This is a genomic window from Azospirillum sp. TSO5, from assembly GCF_003116065.1.
In the GTDB taxonomy this organism is placed as follows: Bacteria; Pseudomonadota; Alphaproteobacteria; order Azospirillales; family Azospirillaceae; genus Azospirillum.
The window spans coordinates 1-21468 of sequence record NZ_LGQY01000109.1 but is presented as its reverse complement, the minus strand read 5'-3'; the positions used below and the strand labels follow the sequence as shown (position 1 = coordinate 21468).

Sequence of the window (21468 nt, the reverse complement as noted above, 5' to 3'; positions counted from 1 at the left end):
CGACCACGGCCGACGTCCAGCGCCTTGATTCGACTGCAATCCGAAGGCGGTTGCGCGTCGGGTCCGCGAGACCTGCCGGGTCGCTCGACCACATCTGACCGTCCGGAACGCAGTCCTGTCCCTGTCCCCAGCCAAAGCGGACCTGAAAGGTCTCTTCGAAAAGCGGGGCGGCGTCATCGCCTTCGCCCTTCTGGCGGTCTTCGCCCTGCTGATAATCCAGGGACAGCAGCTGATCGCCGCAAGGCAGGCCGCGCTCGATTCGGCGGAGGCCAGCCTGTCCAGCCTCGCCGCGGCGCTGGAGGTATCGACCACCCGCACGGTTCAGTCGGTGGACGTGACCCTTTCCTCCATCGTCGATTCGCTGTCCGACGCCAACTGGACCGGCGAGGATGGGGCGACCGACCCCGACCTGACCGCCATGCTGACCGACCGGTTGCGTCGCTCGCCGCACCTGCGCGGGCTGACGCTGCTCGACCGCACCGGCCGCATCGTCGCCACCACGGAGGGGACGCACCCCGCCGGCTTCTATCTGACGGAGCTGGACGTCTTCCGCCTGCAGGCGGCCGGCCAGGGCAGCGGGCTGGTGATCGGCGATCCGCGCCCGGGACGCAGCCTGATCGACCGCGCCGATGGCGGAGAGCGGTCGGGACGCTGGATATTGCCGATGAGCCGCGCCCTGCGCGACTCCGACGGCACGCTGCAGGGGGTGGTCGTCGCCACCGTCAATCCGGACTATTTCCAGGGCCTGTACCGCGCGGTCCAGGGCGGCCACGTCGCCGACAACGTCTCCATCGTGGGCGACCGCATCGCGCTGTACCGCTATGACGGCACCCTGTTGACCGTCCAGCCGCAGGCCGGGGAGGAGATCGCCCGTTCCTTCGCCGCGACCCCGCTGTTCCAGCGCCATCTGCCGCAGGCCGAATATGGCGTGTTCCGCCATTCCGGTACGGATGTCGGCGCCGGTCCCGACACGCGCATCGTCGCCTACCGGACGACGCCGGTCTGGCCGCTGGTCCTGACGGTCAGCGTGCGCAAGGACGCGGTGCTGGCCGGGTGGCGCGACAATCTGTGGACGGCGACCCTGCTGTCCGGCGGGATGATCCTGCTGCTGGGCCTGTTCGGGCTGATGCTTGCCCGTTCACTGGCGGCGCAGCGCCGGCAGGGTAAGGAACTGGAAGAGACCAACGCCCGTCTGACCGCCATCGTCGACACCGCCGCGGAGGGCATCGTCACCGCAAGGCCGGACGGCGTGATCGAGGCCGCCAATCCGGCCGCACACGCCATCTTCCGCTGCGCGCCGGGCGGGCTGATTGGTCGGTCGGTGCTGGATCTGCTGCCGCCGGACAGGCGGACCAATGCTGCCCGTGCGATGGACGAAATCGCACAGGGCCGCCGCGGCATGGGTCGGGCGGGGCGGGGCGAGATCATCGCCCTCCGGCCGTCGGCGTCCGACGGCACCGGGGAGGCGGAGAGCTTCCCGCTGGCCTATTCCATGGCGCTCGTCAGGACCGGGGCCGGGCCGCTCTACGCCGCGATCCTGCGCGACCTGACGGAGGAAAAGCGGCTGGAGCACACGCTGCGCGACGCCAAGGAACGGGCGGAGGATGGCCAGCGCATCAAGATGGAATTCCTCGCGACCATGAGTCACGAGATCCGCACGCCGATGAACGGTGTGATCGGCATGGCCGGGCTGCTGCTCGACACGCCGATGGAGGCCGAACAGCGCACCTACGCCGAGACGATCCGCGATTCCGCCGAATCGCTGCTGGTCATCATCAACGACATCCTCGACTTCTCCAAAATCGACGCCGGCCGGCTGGATTTGGAGATCGGGGAGTTCGAACTGGTGCCGATGGTCGAAAGCGTGGCGGAGATCCTGGCCCCGCGCGCCGCGGCCAAGGGGCTGGATCTGGCCAGCTACGTGCCGCCCGACCTGCGCGGCCCGCTGCTGGGCGATGCCGGACGGCTGCGGCAGATCCTGCTGAACCTCGCCGGCAACGCCGTGAAGTTCACCGATACCGGCAGCGTCACCATCCTGCTGAGCGAGGAGCCCGCTTCCGCCGGATCCGGATCCGACGGCGTCCGCGTCCGGTTCGAGGTGCGCGATACCGGAATCGGCATTCCGGAGGAGGAGCGCCCACGCCTGTTCGCCATGTTCACCCAGGTGGATTCCTCGCCCGCCCGCCGCCATGGCGGCACCGGGCTGGGGCTGGCGATCTGCAAGCGGCTGGCCGAGCTGATGGGCGGCCGGATCGGGGTGGACAGCCAGCCGGGATCGGGCAGCACCTTCTGGGTGAGCATCCCGCTGAAGCGCGGCGCCGGCAGCGCCCATCCGCCGACACCGGCCGGCGATTGGGCCGGGCGCCGCCTGCTGCTGGTCGACGACATCGCCGTCAACCGCGACCTGCTGACCCGGCAGATCGACGGTTTCGGCATCGTGACAGAAACGGCGGAAAACGGGGAGCAGGCCCTGTACCGGCTGATCGCCGCCGCCCGGAACGGCAAGCCTTTCGACGCCGCCATCCTCGATCACCGCATGCCGGGCCTGACCGGTCCCGAGTTGGCCCACCGCATCCGGTCCATTCCCGAACTGGCCGGCATCCGGCTGGCGCTTGCCTCGTCGCAGAGGCTGGAGGGGCAGGAGCCGGACCGGGCGCCGGTCGATACCCACCTTCCCAAGCCGATCCGCTTCAGCACTCTCTGCCAATGCCTCGCCCGGCTGCTGGAACCGCAACCGCCTGCGGATAGCCTCGCATCCGGGCCGCATCCCCGCCCGGCAATCGCTACGGCCGCCGCGAAAATCGCGTCGCTCCCCATCCGCGGGCCGGTTGACATGGCGGCTGTCGCCAAAGCCGATGCCCCGACCGCCCAGCAGCCGGAGGCGAAGCAGCGCGCCCGCGTGCTGGTGGCGGAGGACAACCCGGTCAACCAACAGCTGACGCTGGCCCTGCTGCGCCGCGCCGGGCACAGCGCGGAAGCGGTGTCGAACGGCGAGGAGGCGGTGGAGGCGGTGACGGCCCGGCCCTACGACCTCGTCCTGATGGACGTCCAGATGCCGGTGATGGACGGGCTGATGGCGACACGGCGGATCCGCCGGCTGTCCGGCCCCGCCGCGCGCATCCCGGTGGTGGCCCTGACCGCCAACGCCATGCAGGGCGACGCCGCCATCTGCCTGGAAGCCGGCATGGACGATTATCTGTCCAAGCCGATCAACGCCCGCAAGCTGCTGGACACCATCGCCCGCTTCGTCGTTCCGGCCGCCGACGACACCGCCGATGGCGGCGGGCAAGCCCCTGCCCCGCCACAGCCGCCGTCCGAACCGGAGCCGGCCACCGTCAATGCGGAAAAGATCGATGAACTGCGCGACGCGCTGGGCGGTGACGGGTTCGCGCTACTGCTGGAAACCTTCTTCAGCGACAGTCCGCAGCATCTCGATCTGCTGCGTGCCGCCATCGCGCGCGGGGACTGCGCCGGCATCGAACGCGAGGCGCATATCCTGAAGGGATCCGCCGCCAATGTCGGGTTCGACCGGCTGGCCGCCACCGCGCATCATCTGGTCGCCGCCGCCCGCAGCGGCGACCTTGACGCCCTGACCGCCACCGCCGGCGAACGGGTCGCCGCCGAGCTGTCCGCCGCGCGGAGGGCCGCTGCGGCCCTGGAGGCGTCCGTCGGCTGAACCGCTGACCGGGTCGCCGGCCCGCCATGCTGCGACGCAGTGCCGCCGGTGATTGTGCAATAGCGTCAGTTTCAGTAAAATGCCGCGGATTTCTCGATCCCGCTCCCTGAACCGTTGGAGTAGACGCCGACCATGGCCGATGCCGTCACCGCTCTGGTCGTCGATGACGAGGAAATGACCCGCGCCATCGTTGCCGGCTACCTCTCCCGCATCGGCTACCGCACGCTGGAGGCCGAGACCAAGGCGCAGGCGTGGGAAATCCTGTCGGCCAGCGGGTCGGCGATCCATGTCGTTCTGCTCGACCGGCGGCTCGCCGACGGCGACGGGCTGGAACTGTACGAGTGGATGAAGCGCGAGCCGCATCTGGCCGACATCCCCGTCATCGTCCAGACCATCTCCGACAGCAGTTCGGAGATCGCGGCCGCCATCCGCGCCGGCGTGTTCTACTACCTCCTCAAGCCCTATGACGGTGCGCTGCTGCGCTCCGTCGTCCGTGCGGCGGAGGAGACCACCGGGCGGATGCGGAGCCTGCAGGGCGACCTTCGCTCCCGCTCCGACGCCATCGGCTTGCTGCGCGACGGGCGTTTCCGCTTCCGCACCTTGCAGGAGGCACAGAATCTCGCCATCACCCTGTCGTCCGTCGCAGCCACCGCCCACAGCCTGACCTTCGGCCTGTCCGAGATCCTGGTGAATGCGGTGGAGCACGGCAACCTCGGCATCGGCTTCGAGGCGAAGGGCCGGTTGAAGGCCAGCGGCATGCTGGCGCGCGAGATCGAGGCGCGGCTGGCCTCGGCCGAGCATCGCGACAAATACGCCACCCTGCATGTGGAGCGCAGCGACAGCCGCGTGATCTTCACCGTGACCGACATGGGGGCGGGTTTCGACTTCAACCGCTACCTGTCGGTCGATGCGTCCCAGTCGAACGCCACCCATGGCCGCGGAATCGCGCTGGCCCGCATGGTCGGATTCGACCAGTTGACCTATGTCGGCAACGGCAACCGGGTGGTCGGCATCGTCAATCTGGACCGGACGCCGGACGGCCTGTCCGACTGATCCACAGCACCGTCAGGTCGTCGGCCAGCAGCCGCGGCATCGCCGCGAAATAGCGGTCGAGCAGGCAACCCAGCGGCCGCTCCGGCGCGCCATCTCCCAGGCCGCGCACCAGATCGGTCACACCGCCATAGCCGAACATCTGCCCGTCCCATCCGCGCGCCTCGTACAAGGCATCGCTGAACAAGATCAGGGCGGAGCCCGGCGGGAAGTCCAGGCGTTGGTTGCGGTAGCGCGCCTCGGCCGCGACGCCCAGCGGCAGGCCGCAGCTCGAACCAATCTCCAGCTCACCATCAGGGCGGCGAACCAGCGGCTTCGGCGCGCCGGCCGTGGCGTAGACCAGCCGGTCGGCGGCGACATCCACCACGGCATAGATCATCGCGGCGAATTGCGTCTCCGGCAGCAGGCCGACCAGCAGGCCGTTCAGCACCCGCAGCGCTTCGGCCGGATCGTCGGCCGGCAAATCGCTGCGGGCGAGCAGCGCATGCAGCCGGAAGGTGTTCAGCGCCGCCGCCACCCCATGGCCGGTGAAATCGCACAGGAACAGCGCAAAGCTGCGGTCGTCGATCGGCCGTGCCCCCCACAGGTCGCCGCCAAGCTCCGAACTGGATTCGAAATGGCTGTCCAGCGCGATGCCATAGCGCCGCTCCAGCGACCGGCAGAGCCTGGCGTCGGGCAACAGGTCCAACTGCATGTCGCGCGCCAGCGCCATCCGCTGCACGGCGTCGCTGTGGTGGTTGCGCAGGCTGCGGATCACCTCCTGCAGCGAGCGGTCGAGCCGGCGGTTTTCCAGATGCAGCGACAGGCGGGCCGACAGCTCCGCCAGAGTCAGCGGACGCGCCAGCAGATCGGTCGCACCGGCCCGCAGCAGTTCCGCCCGCTCCCGCCCGCCGGGGAAGCGGCCGAGCACGAGGATCGGCAGGTCGCGCAGATGAGCCTCCGTCCGCAGCCCCGCCAGCAGCTCCGGCCCGAATCCCGGCAGCCCGGCATGCAGAAGCAGCATCTGCGGCGTCCCGGCCGCCAATGCCCCGGCCAGCCCGTCACCGTCGACCACCGTGACGCCTCGAACCCCCAGCCGGTCCAGCACATCGCGCAACGGCCCCGCAGCATGGGGACGCGGATGGCCGATCACGACCAGCGGGCTGCCGCTCACCGGCTAGAACTCGCAGGGAATGATGGTGTGGAACTCAGAGATCTCGATCAGTTCGCGGACCTGACCGCGCGGATGCTTGATGCGGAAGGCGACGCCCGTCCGCTTGGCCGCATTCTTCGCCAGGACCAGCAGCCCCAGCCCGGCGGAGTCCATATACTCGACGGCCGACAGGTTCAGCACGCATTCCGCGATGCTGCCCTTCTCCCACTCCGCCAGTATCTCCCGGAACCCGGCATCGGCCTCGAACGTCATCTGCCCGCGCAGCTCCAGTTCGCGCACGCCGCCGCTGTCGCGCACCGTGTAGTCCATCACCCGATCCACCGTTGCCCGATCCACCCTTGAAGCCCTGCCGGCCTACATTCCCGGTTCGAACACCGCGACGCGGTTGCGGCCGAGGTGCTTCGCCCGATAGAGCGCGAGGTCGGCACGGTGGATCGCCCGCTCCAGCGTGTCGGTCGCCCCCTCCAGCCCGGCGATGCCGATGCTCGCGGTTAGGCGGAAGGTGCCATCGGTCGCCTCGATCGGCATGCGGGCCAGATGGCGGCGCACCCGTTCGGCCACCACGCGGCTCTCGTCGGCGGTCGCACCGGGCAGGACCACCACGAACTCCTCCCCGCCCAGCCGGCCGAGAATGTCGTATTCCCGAAGAATCGCCTGACAGCCGGCCGCCACCATGCGCAGCGCGTCGTCGCCGGTGGCATGGCCGAAGGTGTCGTTGATGCGCTTGAAATGGTCGACGTCGAGGACGAAGACGGACAGCGGCTCGTGGAACCGGTGGGCGCGGGCCAGTTGGGCGCGCGCCATGTCCATGAAGGAGCGCCGGTTGTAGATACCGGTCAGCGGATCGCGCGACGCCATGTCGCGCAACGCCTCTTCCATGCTGCGACGCTCGGTGTAGTCGTAGATCCAGGCGAGATTGACCGCCATGCCCTGGATCACCGCCTGATTCACGGTGAACAGCGTCCAGAAGGGCGAGCCGTCGGCCCGCTTGAACTGGACCTCCATATTGGTGACGCCGCTGCCGCCGCGCAGCCGTTCCAGCACGCGCAGGCGCTGGTGGCTGTCCAGGTAATAGTCGCGGGCGCGGCTGCCGATCAGTTTTTCACGCGGCAGGCCGATCAGTTCGGCGAAGCGGGTGTTGACGAAGATGATCCGGCCGTCATCGCGCCGGGACACCGAAACGCCGATCGGACTCTGTTCGAGGATGGCCTCCAGCCTCTCCTCGTTCGGGCGCGATTCGGTCAACTCACGGATGGCGGTTTTGGTCAGATTGACCGTCCGGGTCGCACCTTCGGCCGTACCGATCGGCGCCTCGTACAGCAGAGCGTCAACCGCCGCCATCTCGGCGGGCGCTTCCGCATCGCCCGGATCGCCGGCCTGCCGAAAAATCGAATCGACGTCTGTCACGGTCAGAAGCCGGCTAATGCCGGTTTTGCCGTCCGCTTCGCCAATCCACGGACTTTCAGCCACCGTCACCCAGCGTGTGGAACCGTCGTTCCGCAGGGCGCGCTGCGCATCACCGGAAGTCTGCGCCCCCCCGCCGGAGCCACCATGGTCGAGTTCAAATTCGCACAGACTCCGGCCCGGCAACCCGCCCGCCTCACAGCGCAGCAGGTCATGCAGGGCTGGATTCGCGTGGTGGATGATCCCCGATGCCGTGACGAGGCAAATCCCGACCGGCAGACGGTCGAAGACTGAAAACGCGGTATCGCGCCCGTCATCCACACCACGGCCTGAGATCATCACCATGCAACCCGGTACCGGCATTGCCGAGACTGTTTCATAGAATTTTATATCCCCGCAACGCCGGCGATTTCCGACAGGGTCGAAGTGTGACGGCCGGATTTCTAAAAACGGTTGAGTATATAAAATTTTCGCCGATTGTTCAAGACGCGGACGTTTCACGCGGTTGCAGTGCCCGGCGTCTTTCCACAGCCAATGCGACACCAAGCCGCTGCCAATCTTCAGCGGCGTCCGGCAACCCGAAGCGCAGCCAGTCCGCCCGGCCTTCGAATCGGCGCACGAGAATCCCGGCTTCCCCCAAGGCGCGATAAAGCGCCGGTGCCCGAGGGTCCTCGACGAGACGGAACAGCTCGGTCCCGCCGACCACCCGAAGGCCGCCCCCCTCCAGCATACGGTCCAGCTCGGCCGCCGCCGCCGCCAGCCGCCGCCTGGTCGCCTCGATCCAATGGCGGTCGCCCAGCGCCGCCGTGGCGATGACCAACCCCGGACCCGACACCGCCCAGGGCCCGATGGCGTCGCGCAACGCCGCCGCCAGCCCGGCCGGCGCCAGTGCGATGCCCAACCGCAGCCCCGCAAGCCCGAAGAACTTGCCGAAGGACCGCAGGATCACCAGCCCCGGCTTGCCGGCATGCGCCGCGAGGCTGTCCTCCGGCCGCATGTCGGCGAAGGCCTCGTCCACCACCAGCCAACCGCCGCGGGCATGCTGCGCTTCGGCTATCTCCAGCAGCCGGGCAGCGGGCCAGCGCCGGCCGTCGGGATTGTTGGGGTTGACGATCACCAGAACGTCGGCCTCCTCCACCTCCTCCACCATCCGAACGCTATGGCCGGCCAGCGCCCAGCAGCGCGCATGTTCGGCATAGGTCGGCCCCAGGACGGCGACGCGGCCCGGCGCGCGCAGCCGCGGCAGCAACTGGATCAGCGCCTGCGATCCCGACGCCGCGGCCACCACCTCGGCCGAGGGCGCGCCGTAGCAGGCCGCCGCCGCGCTCCGCAGCGCAGCCTCCTCTCCGCGGCCGGGCAGCCGGTTCCAGGCATCCGGCCGCACCGGCGGCAGCGGGTAGGGCCAGGGGTTGATGCCGGTGGACAGATCGACCCACGGCTCCGGCGCGCCGGGAAACACCACGCGCGCGCCATCCAGGTCGCCGCCATGCAGCAGGGTGCCGCCCGCGGAGGCCTCCTGCCCCGTTCGCCCTTCGTCCGCCACGCACGGCTTGGTCACCGGGCTGTCTTCGGCCATGATCGCGCCTCTTCCTCATTCACCGACGCGCGGCCAGCGCGCCGCCCCATTGCCTGGAACGTCCCACCCGTGCCGCTGCATCCCTTCCTGCTCGCCACCGCACTCATCGTCGAAGCGCTGGCGGGCTATCCCGATCCACTCTACGCCCGCATCCGTCACCCGGTCGTGTGGATCGGAGCGCTTATCGCCCAGCTTGACCGTACGCTCAACCATGAGACCGATGGCTTCGGCCGCCGCAAGGCATTCGGCGTGCTGGCGGTTGTGGTGCTTCTGCTGACGGTCGGCGGTGTCGCGGTGGCGGTGGCCTGGGTCTGCCGGCTGCTGCCGTTCGGCTGGCTGGTCGAGGCAGTGTTGGCCTCAACCCTGTTGGCCCAGCGAAGCCTGCACGACCATGTGGCGGCCGTTGCCAAGGGCTTCCGCACCGGTGGGCTGGAGGGTGCGCGCAAGGCGGTGTCGATGATCGTCGGCCGCAACCCGGCGACGCTCGACGAACCCGCCGTCGCCCGCGCCGCCATCGAAAGCCTCGCCGAGAATTTCTCCGACGGGGTGGTGGCGCCGGCCTTCTGGCTGCTGGTGGGCGGGCTGCCCGGTCTGGCGCTCTACAAGGCGGTCAACACCGCGGACAGCATGATCGGCCACCGCACCCCGCGCCACGAGGCCTTCGGCTGGGCGGCGGCGCGGCTGGACGATCTGGTCAACCTGCCGGGGTCGCGCCTGACCACCCTGCTGCTGGTGGGGGCCGCCTGGATGACCGGCGGGGCAGACGCGCGGCAGGCCTGGGCGTCGGTCCGGCGGGACGCCCACCGCCACCGCTCCCCGAATGCCGGCTGGCCGGAAGCGGCGATGGCCGGCGCGCTCGATCTGCGGCTCGGCGGTCCGCGGGTCTATGGCGCCACCCGGATCGAGGATGTCTGGCTCGGCCCCGGCCGCACCGCCGCCACTCCCGACGACATCGACCGGGCGCTGGCTCTCTATCGCCGCGCCTGCGCCCTGCTGATCGCCGCCGCTCTGGTGCTGGCGGCGCTGGGATAGGCGGTCACCCCCGCGCAACCCGCCGCATCATCAGCGACAGCCGTCGGCGGACCCGGCGACCGACACGGCGGAGGCCGGACAGCAGACGACGGGCGGCGCGGACGGGAGCGGTCTCCTTCAGCCAGGCGATCCAGGCCGTCACCCGAACATAGCCCCAGGCGAACCAGCCGATGGTCAGCAGCTTCGGCTTGGCGGCATGGAACAGCCGCTCCACCAGCGTGATCTTGACCAGTTCCGCCCCGACGATCACGGCGGCGCCGGCCATCGGGCGGCCGGTGGCGAACAGCCATGCCCCGACCGGCTTCGCCGGCTCCAGCAACGCCAGGGGCACCAGGACGAGGATCAGCGACGGGTAAGGCCCCAGCCCGGCCACCCAGCGGCCGATCCGCCCGAACAGCGGCAGCCGGGCGATCCGGCGGACCACCGGCCGCACCACCCAGTAGGCCAGCGCATCCAGAAGAAAATATCCGACCGCGAGCAGGGTCGCGACCGGACGCAACAGCCGCGACAACAGCCGCCACGGCTGCTTCGGCCGAACCGGCGAGGCGGTACGCTTGTCTGCCCCTGGCGTGGGGCCGGGCGGGAGTTTGCTGTTCATTCGAGATATCCCGACGGACGTCCTAGGTCCCCTGTCTACCACCAACGCAAGCCTTTCGTTTGCAGGAAGGGGCTGGCACCTTCACCAAAATTGTTCCTGTACACACACAATCAGGTCTGCTCCTTCCCCGAACGTGGTCCCACAACAGCAAAGTCCACCGTGCCCGGCCATTACGACCCCCTCCTCGTTGCGTTGTCCTATGTGATCGCCGTGTTCGGCGGTTATGTGGCGCTGGATCTCGCCCATCACAGCGGCAACGGCACGGCCAGCCCCTCCATTGCGCCGAACCGCCGCGACGGTTCCGAGCGCGACCCGGGCGATGGCCGGCGGCTGGCGAGTGCGGCGCTGGCGCTGGGGGCCGGGATATGGTCGATGCACTTCATCGGCATGCTCGCCTATCGCAGCGACATACCGATCAGCTACGACGCCGGGCTTACCGCATTGTCCTTCCTGCTGGCAGTCGCCGTTTCCGGGGCCGGCCTGTTCGCCGTCGCCCGCAACCGCCCCCGCCGTCACACCCTGCCGGTGGCGGGAACCCTGACGGGGCTCGGCATTGTCAGCATGCACTATGTAGGGATGGCGGGCATGCGCATGGACATGAAGCTGTCCTACGACGTCGTCCTGGTCGCCGTTTCGGTGGCTGTCGCCATCGTCGCCTCCACCGCAGCCTTATGGCTGGCCTTCCGGACCCAGCGCCCGCTGCAGCGTGCCGCCGGCGCCGTTCTGCTGGGCCTGGGGGTGGTGACGATGCACTACACCGGCATGGCCGCGGCCGGAATGGAGCCGATAACCGAGGTAAGCACCACGGCGCCCGCCGGCATGGGCGCTTACCACGCCATGCCGGCCCATGCGGTGCCCTCCTCCGGGCAGCGAATGGCGCTGTCCCCCTCCCTGCTGGCGGTCATGACGGGAGTGGGCACGCTGCTGCTGCTCTCGCTGGCGATGCTGTCGTCCCTGCTCGATCGCCGGCAGCAGGCGGAGCGGTCGGCGGAACAGGAGGCGCGCTATCGCGCCATCGTCGACACCGCAGTCGATCCCATCATCCTGATCGATGACCACGGCACCGTCGAATCCTTCAACCATGCGGCGGAGAAGACCTTCGGCTACCGCGCCGACGAGGTGATCGGCCGCAACGTCAACATGCTGATGCCGGAACCCTACCACAGCGCCCATGACGGCTATCTCGATCGCTACCACCGGACCGGTGAGCGACGGATCGTCGGGATCGGCCGCGAGGTGGAAGGACTGCGCAAGGACGGCTCCACTTTCCCGCTCGACCTGTCCGTGGGCGAATGGAATATCGGCAAGCGGCGCATGTACACCGGCATCATGCGCGATATCACCGCGCGCAAGGCCGCCGAAGATGCGATCCTGCGTGCCCGCGACGAGGCGGAGGCGGCGAAGATCGAGGCGTTACAAGCCCGGGACAACGCCCAGCGCGCCGACCGCGCCAAGACGAAGTTCCTGGCCGCCGCCAGCCATGATCTGCGCCAGCCGCTGCAATCGCTGTTCTTCTTCGCCCACGCGTTATCCGACAAACTGCAGGACCACCCCACGTCGCCGCTGCTGGCCAGCATGACCGATTCGCTGAACGGTCTCCGGGTGATGCTGGACAGCCTGCTGGACGTGTCGCGGCTGGATGCCGGGGTGGTGAAGCCCAGCATCACCGACTTCGCGCTCGGGCCCCTGCTGGACCGACTGGCGGAGGAATACCGCATCCGCGCCACCGAATCCGGGCTGACGCTGCGCCATGTCCCGACCTCCGCCTGGACCAGCAGCGACCCCGCCCTGCTGGAGCGCATCCTGCGCAACCTGATCGAAAACGCCATCCGCTATACCGAGCGCGGCCATATCCTGGTCGGCTGCCTGCACCGCGGCGGTACTCTGCGGCTGGCGGTGATCGACCAGGGCATCGGCATCCCCGCCGACAGGACACAGGACATCTTCCAGGAGTTCATCCAGCTCGCCAACCCGGAGCGCGACCGGCGCAAGGGCCTCGGGCTGGGGCTGGCGATCGTGCGGCGGCTGGCCGGGTTGCTGGACCATGGGGTCGTGGTGCGCTCCACCCCCGGCCGCGGCAGCGGCTTCTTCCTCGACCTGCCGGCGGCGGTGCCGCGTCCGGTCCCGAAGCCGGTGCGCATCCCGGCCGAGTTGCCGGACGCCAAGGGGCTGATCGTGGTCGTCGACGACGACACCATCATCCTGCTCAGCATGCGGGCGATGCTGGAGGAATGGGGATACGAGGTGGTCGCCGCCGTGTCTGCCGACGAGGCGATCGCGTCGCTGCTGAATCTCGGCCGGCAGCCGGCGATGATCGTCGCCGACTATCGCCTGCGCGAAGGTCGGACGGGGGTGGAGGCGATCCGCGACATCTACGGCGTCTGCGGCGTGCGCGTCCCGGCCGTGGTTCTGACCGGCGACACCGACCCCGCCCGCATCGCCGAGGTGCAGCGCAGCGGCCACCGCCTGATCCACAAGCCGGTGTCGGCCCCGATGCTGCGCGAGATCCTGACCTCGGCCGCATAGGCGGGACGCGGCCGCAAAAAGCGCCCGACTCCACCGAAGCAACCCTGGACGGGCCGGCGGCCGGGAGACTAGCATCCGCCACCCGAACGAGCCCCCCCGGCGGCCCCCGCCCGTCGCCGCCCCATTCTCTCTCACGGATCGTGATGCTGCGCCGTTCCCTGATCCGCGCCGGCGAGACCTGCGCTTTCCATCTCCGCGCCGCCCTGGCGCGTGCGCTGTCCCGCCCCGCCCCTCCTGCCGCACCGCCCGCTGCACCTCCTTATGCCGGCCATCCGGCGCCCCCGCGGCAGCCACCGGTCCAGTACCCTGGCGCGCCCTATCCCGGTGCGCCCTATCCCGGCGCACCCTACCCGCAGGTTCCGCAGCAGCCGGTCTATCCGCCCGACGGCTACCCGCCCGGAAGCTATGCGCCCGGCCAGCCCTATCCCTATCCGCAGCAGCCGGCGCCGCCCTATGGCGTGCAGCCGCCGCAAGCGGTTCCTCCCTACGCCCCTCCCCCGCAGTATCCCCCCGAAACCCCGCCGTCCAACCGGCCGCCGGGACGCCCGCAATTCCGCCTGCCGCGCGGGCGCTGGGGCAAGGTGGCGGTCGTCGCGGGCGTGCTGGTTCTGCTGCCTCCGGTGACGCTGGTCGGCGCCTATTGGTGGATGCGGGCGCAGCAGCCGCAGACCAGCGGCACCATCACCATCCCCGGCAGCGGTGCTCCGGCGGAAATCGTCCGCGACCGCCAAGGCGTCGTCCATATCTTCGCCGCGACGGAGCGCGACGCCTACCGCGCGCTGGGCTATGCCCACGCCCAGGACCGGCTTTGGCAGATGGAGACGATGCGCCGTGCCGGCGCCGGCCGGCTGGCCGAGCTGATCGGCACCAAATACGGCGACTTCGCCCTGCGCAGCGACCGGCTGATGCGCACGCTGGGCGTCCGCCGCTCGGCCGAGGCGATGGAAGCTACCCTGTCGCCCGAGGCCCGAACCGCCTTCGAGTCCTATGCCGAGGGCGTGAACGCCTATCTCGCCACGCGGTCGGAGGCGTTGCCGGTCGAATTCCAGCTTCTGCGCCATACGCCAGAGCCCTGGACCGTCACCGACAGCCTGGTCTGGGCCAAGCTGATGGCGCTGCAGCTGTCCGCCAACTACCGCGACGAGCTGTTCCGCTCCCGCGTGCTGGAACGGCTGTCGCCCACCCAGGTCGACGACCTGTTCCCGCCCGACGCCCCCGGCGCCCCCACCACGCTGACGACCGACTTGCGCGGCATGGATCTGCGGGAAACGGTGCGCCGCACCCTGGCGGCCCTGCCGCAGATGGGCTTCGACACCGCATCCAACGAATGGGCCCTGACCGGCGCCCGCACCACCACCGGCAAGCCGATCCTCGCCAACGACCCGCATCTCGGGCTGGAGGCGCCGATCCTCTGGTATCTCGCCCGCATCGTGACGCCCGACTTCACCGTCACCGGCGCCACCGTGCCGGGCGTGCCGCTGGCCATCCTCGGCCACAACGGCAAGGTCGCCTGGGGCTTCACCACCACCCATAGCGACACCCAGGACTTGTTCGTCGAGAAGCCCGACCCGCAGGAGCCCGCCCGCTATCTGACCCCCGACGGCAGCCAGCCCTTCGAGACGCGCGCCGAGACCATCGCCATCGCCGGTGAGCCGTCGCAGACGCTGACCGTGCGCAGCACGCGGCATGGCCCGGTCCTCTCCGACTTGGACGCCGCGCCCGCCGGTGGAAGCTCGCCCGGCCCGGTGCTGGCGCTGTCCTTCCCCGGCCTTGCCGACGACGATACCAGTGCGGAGGCGCTCTACCGCCTGAACCACGCGGCATCGGCGGAAGCGGCGCGCGAAGCGATGCGCCTGCATGTCGCTCCGCAGCAGAACGTCGTCTATGCGGACGTGTCGGGCACGGTCGGCTTCATCTCCGCCGGCCGGGTGCCGATCCGCCGCAAGGGCGACGGCCGCGTGCCGGTTCCCGGTTGGACCGGCGAGTATGACTGGACCGGCTTCCTGCCCTATTACGCGCTGCCGCAGTCGGTGAACCCGCCGTCCGGGCAGTTCGTCAACGCCAACAACGCGGTGGTCGGGCGAGACTATCCCTATCGCCTCGCCACCGAATGGCCCGATCCGTCGCGCGCCAAGCGCATCGTCGAGATGCTGGGCACCGGGCGCTTTTCCGTCGAGGAGGTGGCCCAGCAGCAGATGGACATCCTCTCGCTTCCCGCCCGCGACTTCCTGCCCGAACTGCTGAAATATCCGGCCCCGCCCGGCCTCGCCAGCGATGCGGCGGCTCTTCTGCGCAATTGGGACGGTCGGATGGACCGCAACCGGCCGGAACCGCTGATCTTCACCGCCTGGATGCGCGAGCTGGTCCGTGCGGTGTTCGCCGACGAACTCGGTCCCGATTTCGCCTCCTACTGGGAGCTTCGTCCGGAGGCTTTGCGCCATGTGCTGAACGAGCGGCCTGAGTGGTGCGACGACGTCACCACGCCGCAGAAGGAAAGCTGCGCCGACGTGATTGGCCGGTCGCTGGAGGCGGCGGTGGCGATGCTGGCCGAGCGTCACGGCTCCAGCCCAAAAAGCTGGCGCTGGGGCGACGACCACAAGGCGGCGCTGGTCCATCGGATGCTGAGCCGCCTGCCGCTGATCGGCGGCACCGCCGACCTGTCAGTGGAGACGGACGGCGGCTTCTTCACCGTCAACCGTGGATCGACCAGCACCCGCGATCCCGCGAACCCCTTCCGCCATGTCCATGGCGCCGGGTTCCGCGCGGTCTATGATCTGGCCGATCTGGACAATTCCCGTTTCGTGATCGCCACCGGCCAGTCCGGCAACATCTGGTCCCGCCATTGGGGCGATCTGGTCGGGATGTGGCGCGACGGCGGTTCGTTGCGTCTGGCCGGCGACCGTGGCACGCTGGTCTCGGCAGGGGCGGAGGTGCTGACACTCACACCACGCAACACCGGGACAAACAAGAAATGACCATCACTCTGGAGGACGTGCGCGCCGCGGCGGCGCGCATCGCGGGGCATCTGTCCCGAACGCCCACGGTTCCGGCGCCCCGCCTGGGGGACATGGCGGGGTGCCGGCTGCACGTGAAGCTGGAGAGCCAGCACGCCACCAGTTCCTTCAAGGAGCGGGGCGCGCTGAACAAGCTGCTGTCTCTGGGCGAGGCGGAGCGCCGCGCCGGCGTCATCGCCATGTCCGCCGGCAACCATGCCCAGGCGGTGGCCTGCCACGCCACGCGTCTCGGCATCCGCTCCACCATCGTCATGCCGGCCTTCACCCCCTTCACCAAGGTGGAGCGGACGGAGAATCTGGGCGCCACCGTCGAGCTGCATGGTGAGACTCTGAGCGAGGCCGCCGCCTTCGCCCATGATCTGGCGGCGCGCGACGGGCTGACCTTCGTCCATCCCTACGACGACCCGCTGGTGGCCGCCGGCCAGGGCACCACCGCGCTTGAATTGCTGGAGGATGTGCCGGACCTCGACGTTCTGGTGATTCCCATCGGCGGCGGTGGCCTGATCGCCGGCATGGCGACCGCGGCCAAAGCGCTGCGGCCCGACCTGGAGATCATCGGCGTGCAGTGCAGCCTCTACCCCGCCGTGCGTCAGGCGCTGGCCGGACAGCCGATCACCTGCGGCGGCGCCACGGTGGCGGAGGGCATCGCGGTGAAGGCGCCCGGCGCCCTGACCCTGCCGATCATCCGCGCCCTGGTCGACGATGTCGTGGAGGTGGGCGAGGCCCGGCTGGAGGAAGCGGTCTATCGCCTCGCCACCATGCAGAAGCTGGTCGCCGAAGGGGCCGGCGCCGCCGCGCTCGCCGCCATTCTGGAGGAGCCGGAGCGCTACCGCGGCCGCAAGGTCGGCATGGTGCTGTCCGGCGGCAACATCGATTCGCGCATCATGGCACAGGTGCTGATGCGCGGGTTGGTCTACGAGGGGCGGATCGTCCGCCTGCGCATCGGCATCACCGACGCCCCGGGCGCGCTGGCCCGCGTCACCCGCCTGCTGGGCGAGGCCGGGGCCAACATCGTCGAGGTCCACCACCAGCGCCTGTTCCACAATGTGCCGGTGAAGATGGCCGAGGTCGACGTGGTGCTGGAAACCCGCAACCAGACCCATGTCGACGCGCTGATCGCACGAATGAAGGAAGCGGGCTATCCGACCAGCCTGATGGTTGAGGTGGGGTAAGGCCCTCTCGCTCCCCAGGATCCCCTCTCCCCCCCGGGGAGAGGGTTAGGGTGAGGGGGTCGCAAGGCGTGGCTTGAATGGGAGAGGTGCACTCCGGGATTCTCGAAAATCCTCGTATCCCCCTCACCCCGACCCTCTCCCCAGGGGGGAGAGGGAGACATCAGGTCCCCCCTCAGATGCTGTAATTGTCCGCGATCTCCGAGCGCAGCTGTTCCACCTGATCGCGGAAAACCGAGCCGTCCCGGCCGGCGCTGTTGCGCACGTCGCGCACCACGCGGGCCGGGGTTCCGCCCAGCACAATGATGCGGTCGGCCAGATGCACCGCCTCTTCCAGATCGTGGGTCACGAACAGCACGGTCTTGCCGGTCTCCTGATGGATGCGGCGAAGCTCGTCCTGAAGGTTGTGGCGGGTGATGGCGTCCAGTGCGCCGAACGGCTCGTCCATCAGCAGGATGTCCGGGTCAACCGCCATGGCGCGGGCGATGCCGATGCGCTGGCGCTGGCCGCCCGACAGCTCGTAGGGCCAGCGGCGGGCGTAGCCGTCGAGCCGCACCAGCTTCAGCGCGGCCTCCGCGCGCCGGCGGCGCTCGTCGCGGCTGACCGGCAGCCCCTCCAGCCCGAACTCCACATTGCGGATCACCCGGCGCCAGGGCAACAGTCGGGAGTCCTGGAACACCAGCCCGACCGGGCGATGGCCGGGCCGCTGGTCCTGGTGGATGGTGACGCCGCCGCTGCGCGCGGTGTGCAGCCCGGCGACGACCCGCAGCAGCGTGGACTTGCCGACGCCGGACGGACCGACGATGGCGACGAAGCTGCCGCGCTCGACCGACAGGTTGACGTCGACCAACACCGGCGGCGCGTCCTTGCCATAGCCGATGGACACGTCCTCGAGGTCGATGACCGACCCGGCGGTGGACGTCTTGGAAAGGGTCACCGCTGCCATGAGAGCACCCGCGACTGAACTTGCATGAACAGGAAATCCGACACGCCGTAGAGCAGCGCGATGGTGACCATGTAGAGCACGACGATGTGCGTGGCCAGCAGGCCGGACGCCTCCATCATCCGCATGCCGAGGCCGGAGATGCCGAACAGCTCGGCCGCGACCACCGTCATCCAGCCCTGCCCCAGCCCGGCGCGCATGCCCGACAGGATGCCCGGCTGGGCGCCCGGCAGGATGATCTTGAACAGGCGCGGGATCAGCCCGCCCTGCCCGAAGGCATGGCCAAGCTCGATCAGGTCCTTGTCCACCCCGCGCACCGCGGCGTAGCTGGCGTAATAGTTGATCCAGAACACCGTCAGCGAGATCAGGAAGGACGCCGCCCCCTCGCTGACGCCGAACCAGATGATGGCGAAGGGGATCCAGGCGATGGCCGGGATCGGGCGCAGCATGCGCACGACCCAGGCCTGGAAGGCGTCCCACTTACCCCACAGCGCCGCCGCCGTGCCGAACGACACGCCGAGGAAGGTGCCCAGCGACAGCCCGACCAGATAGTGCGACAGGCTGGCCAGCACCATCTCCTGCCAGGTGCCGCTCTTGAACTCGGTCAAGAAGGCGGCGGGCACCGCGCTCGGCGACGGCAGCAGCCGGGCCGGCACGACTCCGCTGCGCGCCACCGCTTCCCACGCAAGCAGGAACACGAGGACGCCCAGCGCCGAAAGGGCGACTTTCTGATAGGACTTCATCGGCTTGTCGGTCTGCATCGGTCGGCCGGCTTACTTGGCGGCAGCGTCGTAGAAGCTGAAATCAAAGGCCTCGGCCACCGGAACCGTCTCGCTGGCCGAGCCGATCTCCTTGGTGTAGGCCATCATCTGCTCGACCGCCGGGACGACCTTGTGCGGATCGGCGAGGAAGTTGGAGCCCGGCCCCTTGAAGGCCGCTTCCAGCGTCGCCGGCTCCAGCAGGCCCTTGCCGAGATAGTTGTTCACCAGCTTCGCCGACGCGGCCGGCTCCTTGGAAATCATGTCGACGGCGCGGATGTGGGCCTTGACCAGCGCCTTGATGGCGTCTGGATGGGCCTTCAGCACCTCGGCGCGGGCAGCGACGACGGTGCCGGGCTGGTTCGGGAACATCTGGGCGCCGGTGGCGAGCAGCGCCACGTTCGGGTCCATTTGCCGGGTGACGGTCACCGTCGGCTCGCGGATGGTGGCGGCGTCGAGCGCGCCGGCCAGCAGGGCCTGCTGCGTCTTCTCGATGCCCATCGGCACCAGTTCCACGTCGGCGGGATCGACCCTCACCACCTTGAACAGCCAGTACTTCAGCACGGTGTCGGGAACGGAACCCGGCGGCTGGGTGCCGAACTTCGGCTTGCGGCCGGTTTCGGCGGCGAACTTCTTGAAGGACTCCGCGGTCGGGTTGGTGCCCACCGCCTTGGCGAAGGGACCGCGCGCGGCGACCACCATCTCCTCCACCGCCGAATTGGCGATGACCGAGATGTCGGCGCCCTTGGTGCGGGCGACCAGCACCGGGGCGACACCGGCATAAAGCAGGTCGATCTTGCCGGCGGCCATCGCCTGGATGGCGTGCGGGCCGGATTCGAAGCGGGTCAGCTTCAGCTCGATCCCCGCATCCTTGGCCCATCCCTGCCCATCGACGATGAACAGCGGCGACGCCGCCAGGATGGGAATGTAGCCGATTTCCAGCTTCACCGGATCGGCGGCGCGCACGGCACCGGGCATGACGGAGGCCGCGCCGAGGGCAACGAGGGCGGCAAGGGTGAAGCGGCGGGTCGTGCGGAGCATCGGATCGTCCTCGACTGGGGTTCCGAGGCTATTTAGCACGATTGCGCGGATGGAGAAGAGCGATTTCCACATAACTGGAAAAGGGAATTCAATATCACACAAAAAATTTTTGTTATTAATGCACCGGATACCGCCGAAAAGCCGCAGAAATTGTGGGTTCGGCGCGATTTGGGCGGTACGGCCTCAGCTCTCCGTCAGCAGGTAGAGCGACACGCCGCAGAGCGATACCCCCACCAACAGGATCGCAACCGCGATGCGAGTCCAGAGCGTGAGGTGCGAATCGAACGGTTCGCAGAGGTCGTCATCGTCCATGGCCCGGCTTCCGTCACTGTGGGGAGGACGGCGGGGATAAGCCGCCGTCTCTCGGTGACGGTAAGCGATAGCGGCGCCGTGTTGCTGCGGTGTGTCCCACGGACGGTGTTGTGTAACCGACGGTAACGGCGCCGGCCGTTCGTTACAGACCCTCGACCACGATCATCTTGAAATCGGCGGCATCGCGACGCGCCTCGCGCGCCTTGCGGTATTCCGGGCTGTCGTAGAAGGCCTTGGCCGCCGCCACATCCGGGAATTCCAGGATGACGATCCGGTTGGGCTGCCAGTCGCCTTCCAGCACCGCCGTCTCGCCGCCGCGGCTGATAAAGCGTCCGCCGTTCTTGGCGATCGCGTCGGGGGTCAGCGACTTGTAGACCTCATAGGCGACGGGGTCGGTCACGCGCACGTCGGCGATGATGTAGGCGGTCATGGTCTCGGCATCCTCTCTTGTCGTTTTTCGGCCCAAAAGAAACGGGCGCGGAAAGCCTTGCTTCCCGCGCCCGTTCCGGTCAACTGCAATGGATGCCGGTCAGGCTTCCATCGCCTTCACGACCTCTTCGGTGACCTTCTTGGCGTCGCCGAACAGCATCATGGTGTTGGGGCGGAAGAACAGCTCGTTCTCGACACCGGCGTAACCGGCGGCCATGCCGCGCTTGATGAAGAACACCGTCTTGGCCTTCTCCACATCCAGGATCGGCATGCCGTAGATCGGCGAGGTCGGATCGGTCTTGGCGGCCGGGTTGGTCACGTCGTTGGCGCCGATGACGAAGGCCACATCCGCCGTGCCGAAGTCGCGGTTGATGTCCTCCAGCTCGAACACCTCGTCGTAGGGCACGTTGGCTTCGGCCAGCAGCACGTTCATGTGACCGGGCATGCGGCCCGCCACCGGGTGGATGGCGTACTTCACATCCACGCCTTCGTGCTTCAGCACGTCGGCCATTTCACGCAGTGCATGCTGGGCCTGGGCAACCGCCATGCCGTAGCCGGGGACGATGATGACCGACTGGGCGTTCTTCATGATGTAGGCGGCATCCTCGGCCGAGCCGGCCTTGACCGAGCCCTGCGGACCCTTGGCAGGACCGCCGGCCGCGGCACTCTCGCCGCCGAAGCCGCCGAGGATGACGTTGAAGATCGAGCGGTTCATGCCCTTGCACATGATGTAGGACAGGATCGCGCCCGAGGAGCCCACCAGTGCGCCGGTGATGATCAGCAGGTT

At 68.9% G+C, this 21468-nt stretch carries 18 protein-coding genes; 7 read left to right on the top strand and 11 right to left on the bottom strand.

The genetic code is table 11. The annotated features are described in order from the left end of the window. Positions 1-94: 94 nt before the first annotated feature. Together TSO5_RS24665 and TSO5_RS24660 are read left to right on the top strand one after the other, a co-directional pair. Positions 95-3676, top strand: a complete 3582-nt coding sequence (locus tag TSO5_RS24665; protein WP_348981064.1) for a response regulator — start codon at positions 95-97, stop codon at positions 3674-3676. A gap of 132 nt (positions 3677-3808) precedes the next feature. Next, positions 3809-4729, top strand: coding sequence for a response regulator (locus TSO5_RS24660; protein ID WP_109154105.1), 921 nt, complete (start codon positions 3809-3811; stop codon positions 4727-4729). On the opposite strand, the gene TSO5_RS24655 is transcribed toward TSO5_RS24660, so the two are convergent. From TSO5_RS24655 to TSO5_RS24645, 3 genes are read right to left on the bottom strand one after another with little or no spacing between them, the layout of a single operon-like run. Further along, entirely contained in the window at positions 4692-5879 is a 1188-nt protein-coding gene (locus tag TSO5_RS24655; protein ID WP_109154104.1) for a SpoIIE family protein phosphatase, read from the bottom strand. The two genes, TSO5_RS24660 and TSO5_RS24655, sit on opposite strands and share 38 nt — an antisense overlap. Before the next feature lie 3 nt (positions 5880-5882). After that, a complete protein-coding gene (locus tag TSO5_RS24650; RefSeq protein WP_146203832.1) occupies positions 5883-6200 on the bottom strand; it encodes an STAS domain-containing protein in 318 nt (105 codons plus the stop codon). Between the two features lie 33 nt (positions 6201-6233). Continuing rightward, the gene (locus TSO5_RS24645) at positions 6234-7286 is read right to left on the bottom strand and encodes a sensor domain-containing diguanylate cyclase (RefSeq protein ID WP_247870954.1); all 1053 of its coding nucleotides are present in this window, start codon (positions 7284-7286) and stop codon (positions 6234-6236) included. 144 nt (positions 7287-7430) lie between these two features. Here TSO5_RS24645 and TSO5_RS33485 point away from each other — a divergent pair, with 144 nt between their 5' ends. After that, positions 7431-7577: a hypothetical protein gene (locus TSO5_RS33485; protein ID WP_247870953.1), complete on the top strand. Its 147-nt coding sequence runs from the start codon at positions 7431-7433 to the stop codon at positions 7575-7577. A 187-nt stretch (positions 7578-7764) separates the two neighbouring features. Here TSO5_RS33485 and cobD read toward each other — a convergent pair whose 3' ends face one another. Further along, positions 7765-8859, bottom strand: coding sequence for a threonine-phosphate decarboxylase CobD (gene cobD, locus TSO5_RS24640; RefSeq protein WP_109154101.1), 1095 nt, complete (start codon positions 8857-8859; stop codon positions 7765-7767). 69 nt (positions 8860-8928) lie between these two features. Here cobD and cbiB point away from each other — a divergent pair, with 69 nt between their 5' ends. Further along, the gene (gene cbiB / locus TSO5_RS24635) at positions 8929-9891 is read left to right on the top strand and encodes an adenosylcobinamide-phosphate synthase CbiB (RefSeq protein WP_109154100.1); all 963 of its coding nucleotides are present in this window, start codon (positions 8929-8931) and stop codon (positions 9889-9891) included. Between the two features lie 4 nt (positions 9892-9895). Here the strand turns inward: cbiB and TSO5_RS24630 are convergent, their stop codons facing one another. Then, on the bottom strand, positions 9896-10489 hold the full coding sequence (locus tag TSO5_RS24630; RefSeq protein WP_247870952.1) for a hypothetical protein: 594 nt from the start codon (positions 10487-10489) through the stop codon (positions 9896-9898). 159 nt (positions 10490-10648) lie between these two features. Between TSO5_RS24630 and TSO5_RS24625 the strand changes: the two genes are divergently transcribed. The 3 genes from TSO5_RS24625 to TSO5_RS24615 all read left to right on the top strand — a co-directional run bounded on the left by TSO5_RS24625 (position 10649) and on the right by TSO5_RS24615 (position 17201). After that, positions 10649-13015 carry an MHYT domain-containing protein gene (locus TSO5_RS24625; protein ID WP_109154099.1) on the top strand — a complete coding sequence of 789 codons (2367 nt, stop codon included), beginning with the start codon at positions 10649-10651 and terminating at the stop codon, positions 13013-13015. Positions 13016-13158: 143 nt separating this feature from the next. Further along, positions 13159-15990 (top strand): penicillin acylase family protein, encoded by a 2832-nt coding sequence (locus TSO5_RS24620; protein ID WP_109154098.1) that lies wholly within the window; start codon positions 13159-13161, stop codon positions 15988-15990. Further along, positions 15987-17201: a threonine ammonia-lyase gene (locus tag TSO5_RS24615; protein ID WP_109154097.1), complete on the top strand. Its 1215-nt coding sequence runs from the start codon at positions 15987-15989 to the stop codon at positions 17199-17201. The genes TSO5_RS24620 and TSO5_RS24615 overlap by 4 nt, the downstream gene beginning before the upstream one ends. Before the next feature lie 172 nt (positions 17202-17373). On the opposite strand, the gene TSO5_RS24610 is transcribed toward TSO5_RS24615, so the two are convergent. The 6 genes from TSO5_RS24610 to TSO5_RS24590 form a co-directional block, all read right to left on the bottom strand. Continuing rightward, a complete protein-coding gene (locus TSO5_RS24610; RefSeq protein WP_109074744.1) occupies positions 17374-18144 on the bottom strand; it encodes an ABC transporter ATP-binding protein in 771 nt (256 codons plus the stop codon). Then, complete coding sequence (locus TSO5_RS24605) at positions 18132-18884, bottom strand: ABC transporter permease (RefSeq protein WP_109154116.1); 753 nt, start codon at positions 18882-18884, stop codon at positions 18132-18134. The genes TSO5_RS24610 and TSO5_RS24605 overlap by 13 nt, the downstream gene beginning before the upstream one ends. A 30-nt stretch (positions 18885-18914) precedes the next feature. Further along, the gene (locus TSO5_RS24600) at positions 18915-19940 is read right to left on the bottom strand and encodes an ABC transporter substrate-binding protein (protein WP_109154096.1); all 1026 of its coding nucleotides are present in this window, start codon (positions 19938-19940) and stop codon (positions 18915-18917) included. A gap of 183 nt (positions 19941-20123) precedes the next feature. Continuing rightward, on the bottom strand, positions 20124-20252 hold the full coding sequence (locus TSO5_RS33735) for a hypothetical protein (protein ID WP_256379244.1): 129 nt from the start codon (positions 20250-20252) through the stop codon (positions 20124-20126). Positions 20253-20394: 142 nt separating this feature from the next. Next, positions 20395-20682: a DUF1330 domain-containing protein gene (locus TSO5_RS24595; RefSeq protein WP_109154095.1), complete on the bottom strand. Its 288-nt coding sequence runs from the start codon at positions 20680-20682 to the stop codon at positions 20395-20397. A gap of 99 nt (positions 20683-20781) precedes the next feature. Further along, positions 20782-21468, bottom strand: a 687-nt coding sequence (locus TSO5_RS24590) for an NAD(P)(+) transhydrogenase (Re/Si-specific) subunit beta (RefSeq protein WP_146203831.1), incomplete at its 5' end; no start/stop codon positions are given.

Bases quoted from the DNA above. Each gene is read 5' to 3' on its own strand.
- TSO5_RS24595 (WP_109154095.1), bottom strand. From the start codon at position 20,682: ATGACCGCCTACATCATCGCCGACGTGCGCGTGACCGACCCCGTCGCC.
- TSO5_RS33485 (WP_247870953.1), top strand. From the start codon at position 7,431: ATGGTCGAGTTCAAATTCGCACAGACTCCGGCCCGGCAACCCGCCCGC.
- TSO5_RS24630 (WP_247870952.1), bottom strand. From the start codon at position 10,489: ATGAACAGCAAACTCCCGCCCGGCCCCACGCCAGGGGCAGACAAGCGT.
- TSO5_RS24620 (WP_109154098.1), top strand. From the start codon at position 13,159: ATGCTGCGCCGTTCCCTGATCCGCGCCGGCGAGACCTGCGCTTTCCAT.
- TSO5_RS33735 (WP_256379244.1), bottom strand. From the start codon at position 20,252: ATGGACGATGACGACCTCTGCGAACCGTTCGATTCGCACCTCACGCTC.
- TSO5_RS24610 (WP_109074744.1), bottom strand. From the start codon at position 18,144: ATGGCAGCGGTGACCCTTTCCAAGACGTCCACCGCCGGGTCGGTCATC.
- cobD (WP_109154101.1), bottom strand. From the start codon at position 8,859: ATGGCCGAAGACAGCCCGGTGACCAAGCCGTGCGTGGCGGACGAAGGG.
- TSO5_RS24600 (WP_109154096.1), bottom strand. From the start codon at position 19,940: ATGCTCCGCACGACCCGCCGCTTCACCCTTGCCGCCCTCGTTGCCCTC.
- TSO5_RS24605 (WP_109154116.1), bottom strand. From the start codon at position 18,884: ATGAAGTCCTATCAGAAAGTCGCCCTTTCGGCGCTGGGCGTCCTCGTG.
- TSO5_RS24615 (WP_109154097.1), top strand. From the start codon at position 15,987: ATGACCATCACTCTGGAGGACGTGCGCGCCGCGGCGGCGCGCATCGCG.
- TSO5_RS24660 (WP_109154105.1), top strand. From the start codon at position 3,809: ATGGCCGATGCCGTCACCGCTCTGGTCGTCGATGACGAGGAAATGACC.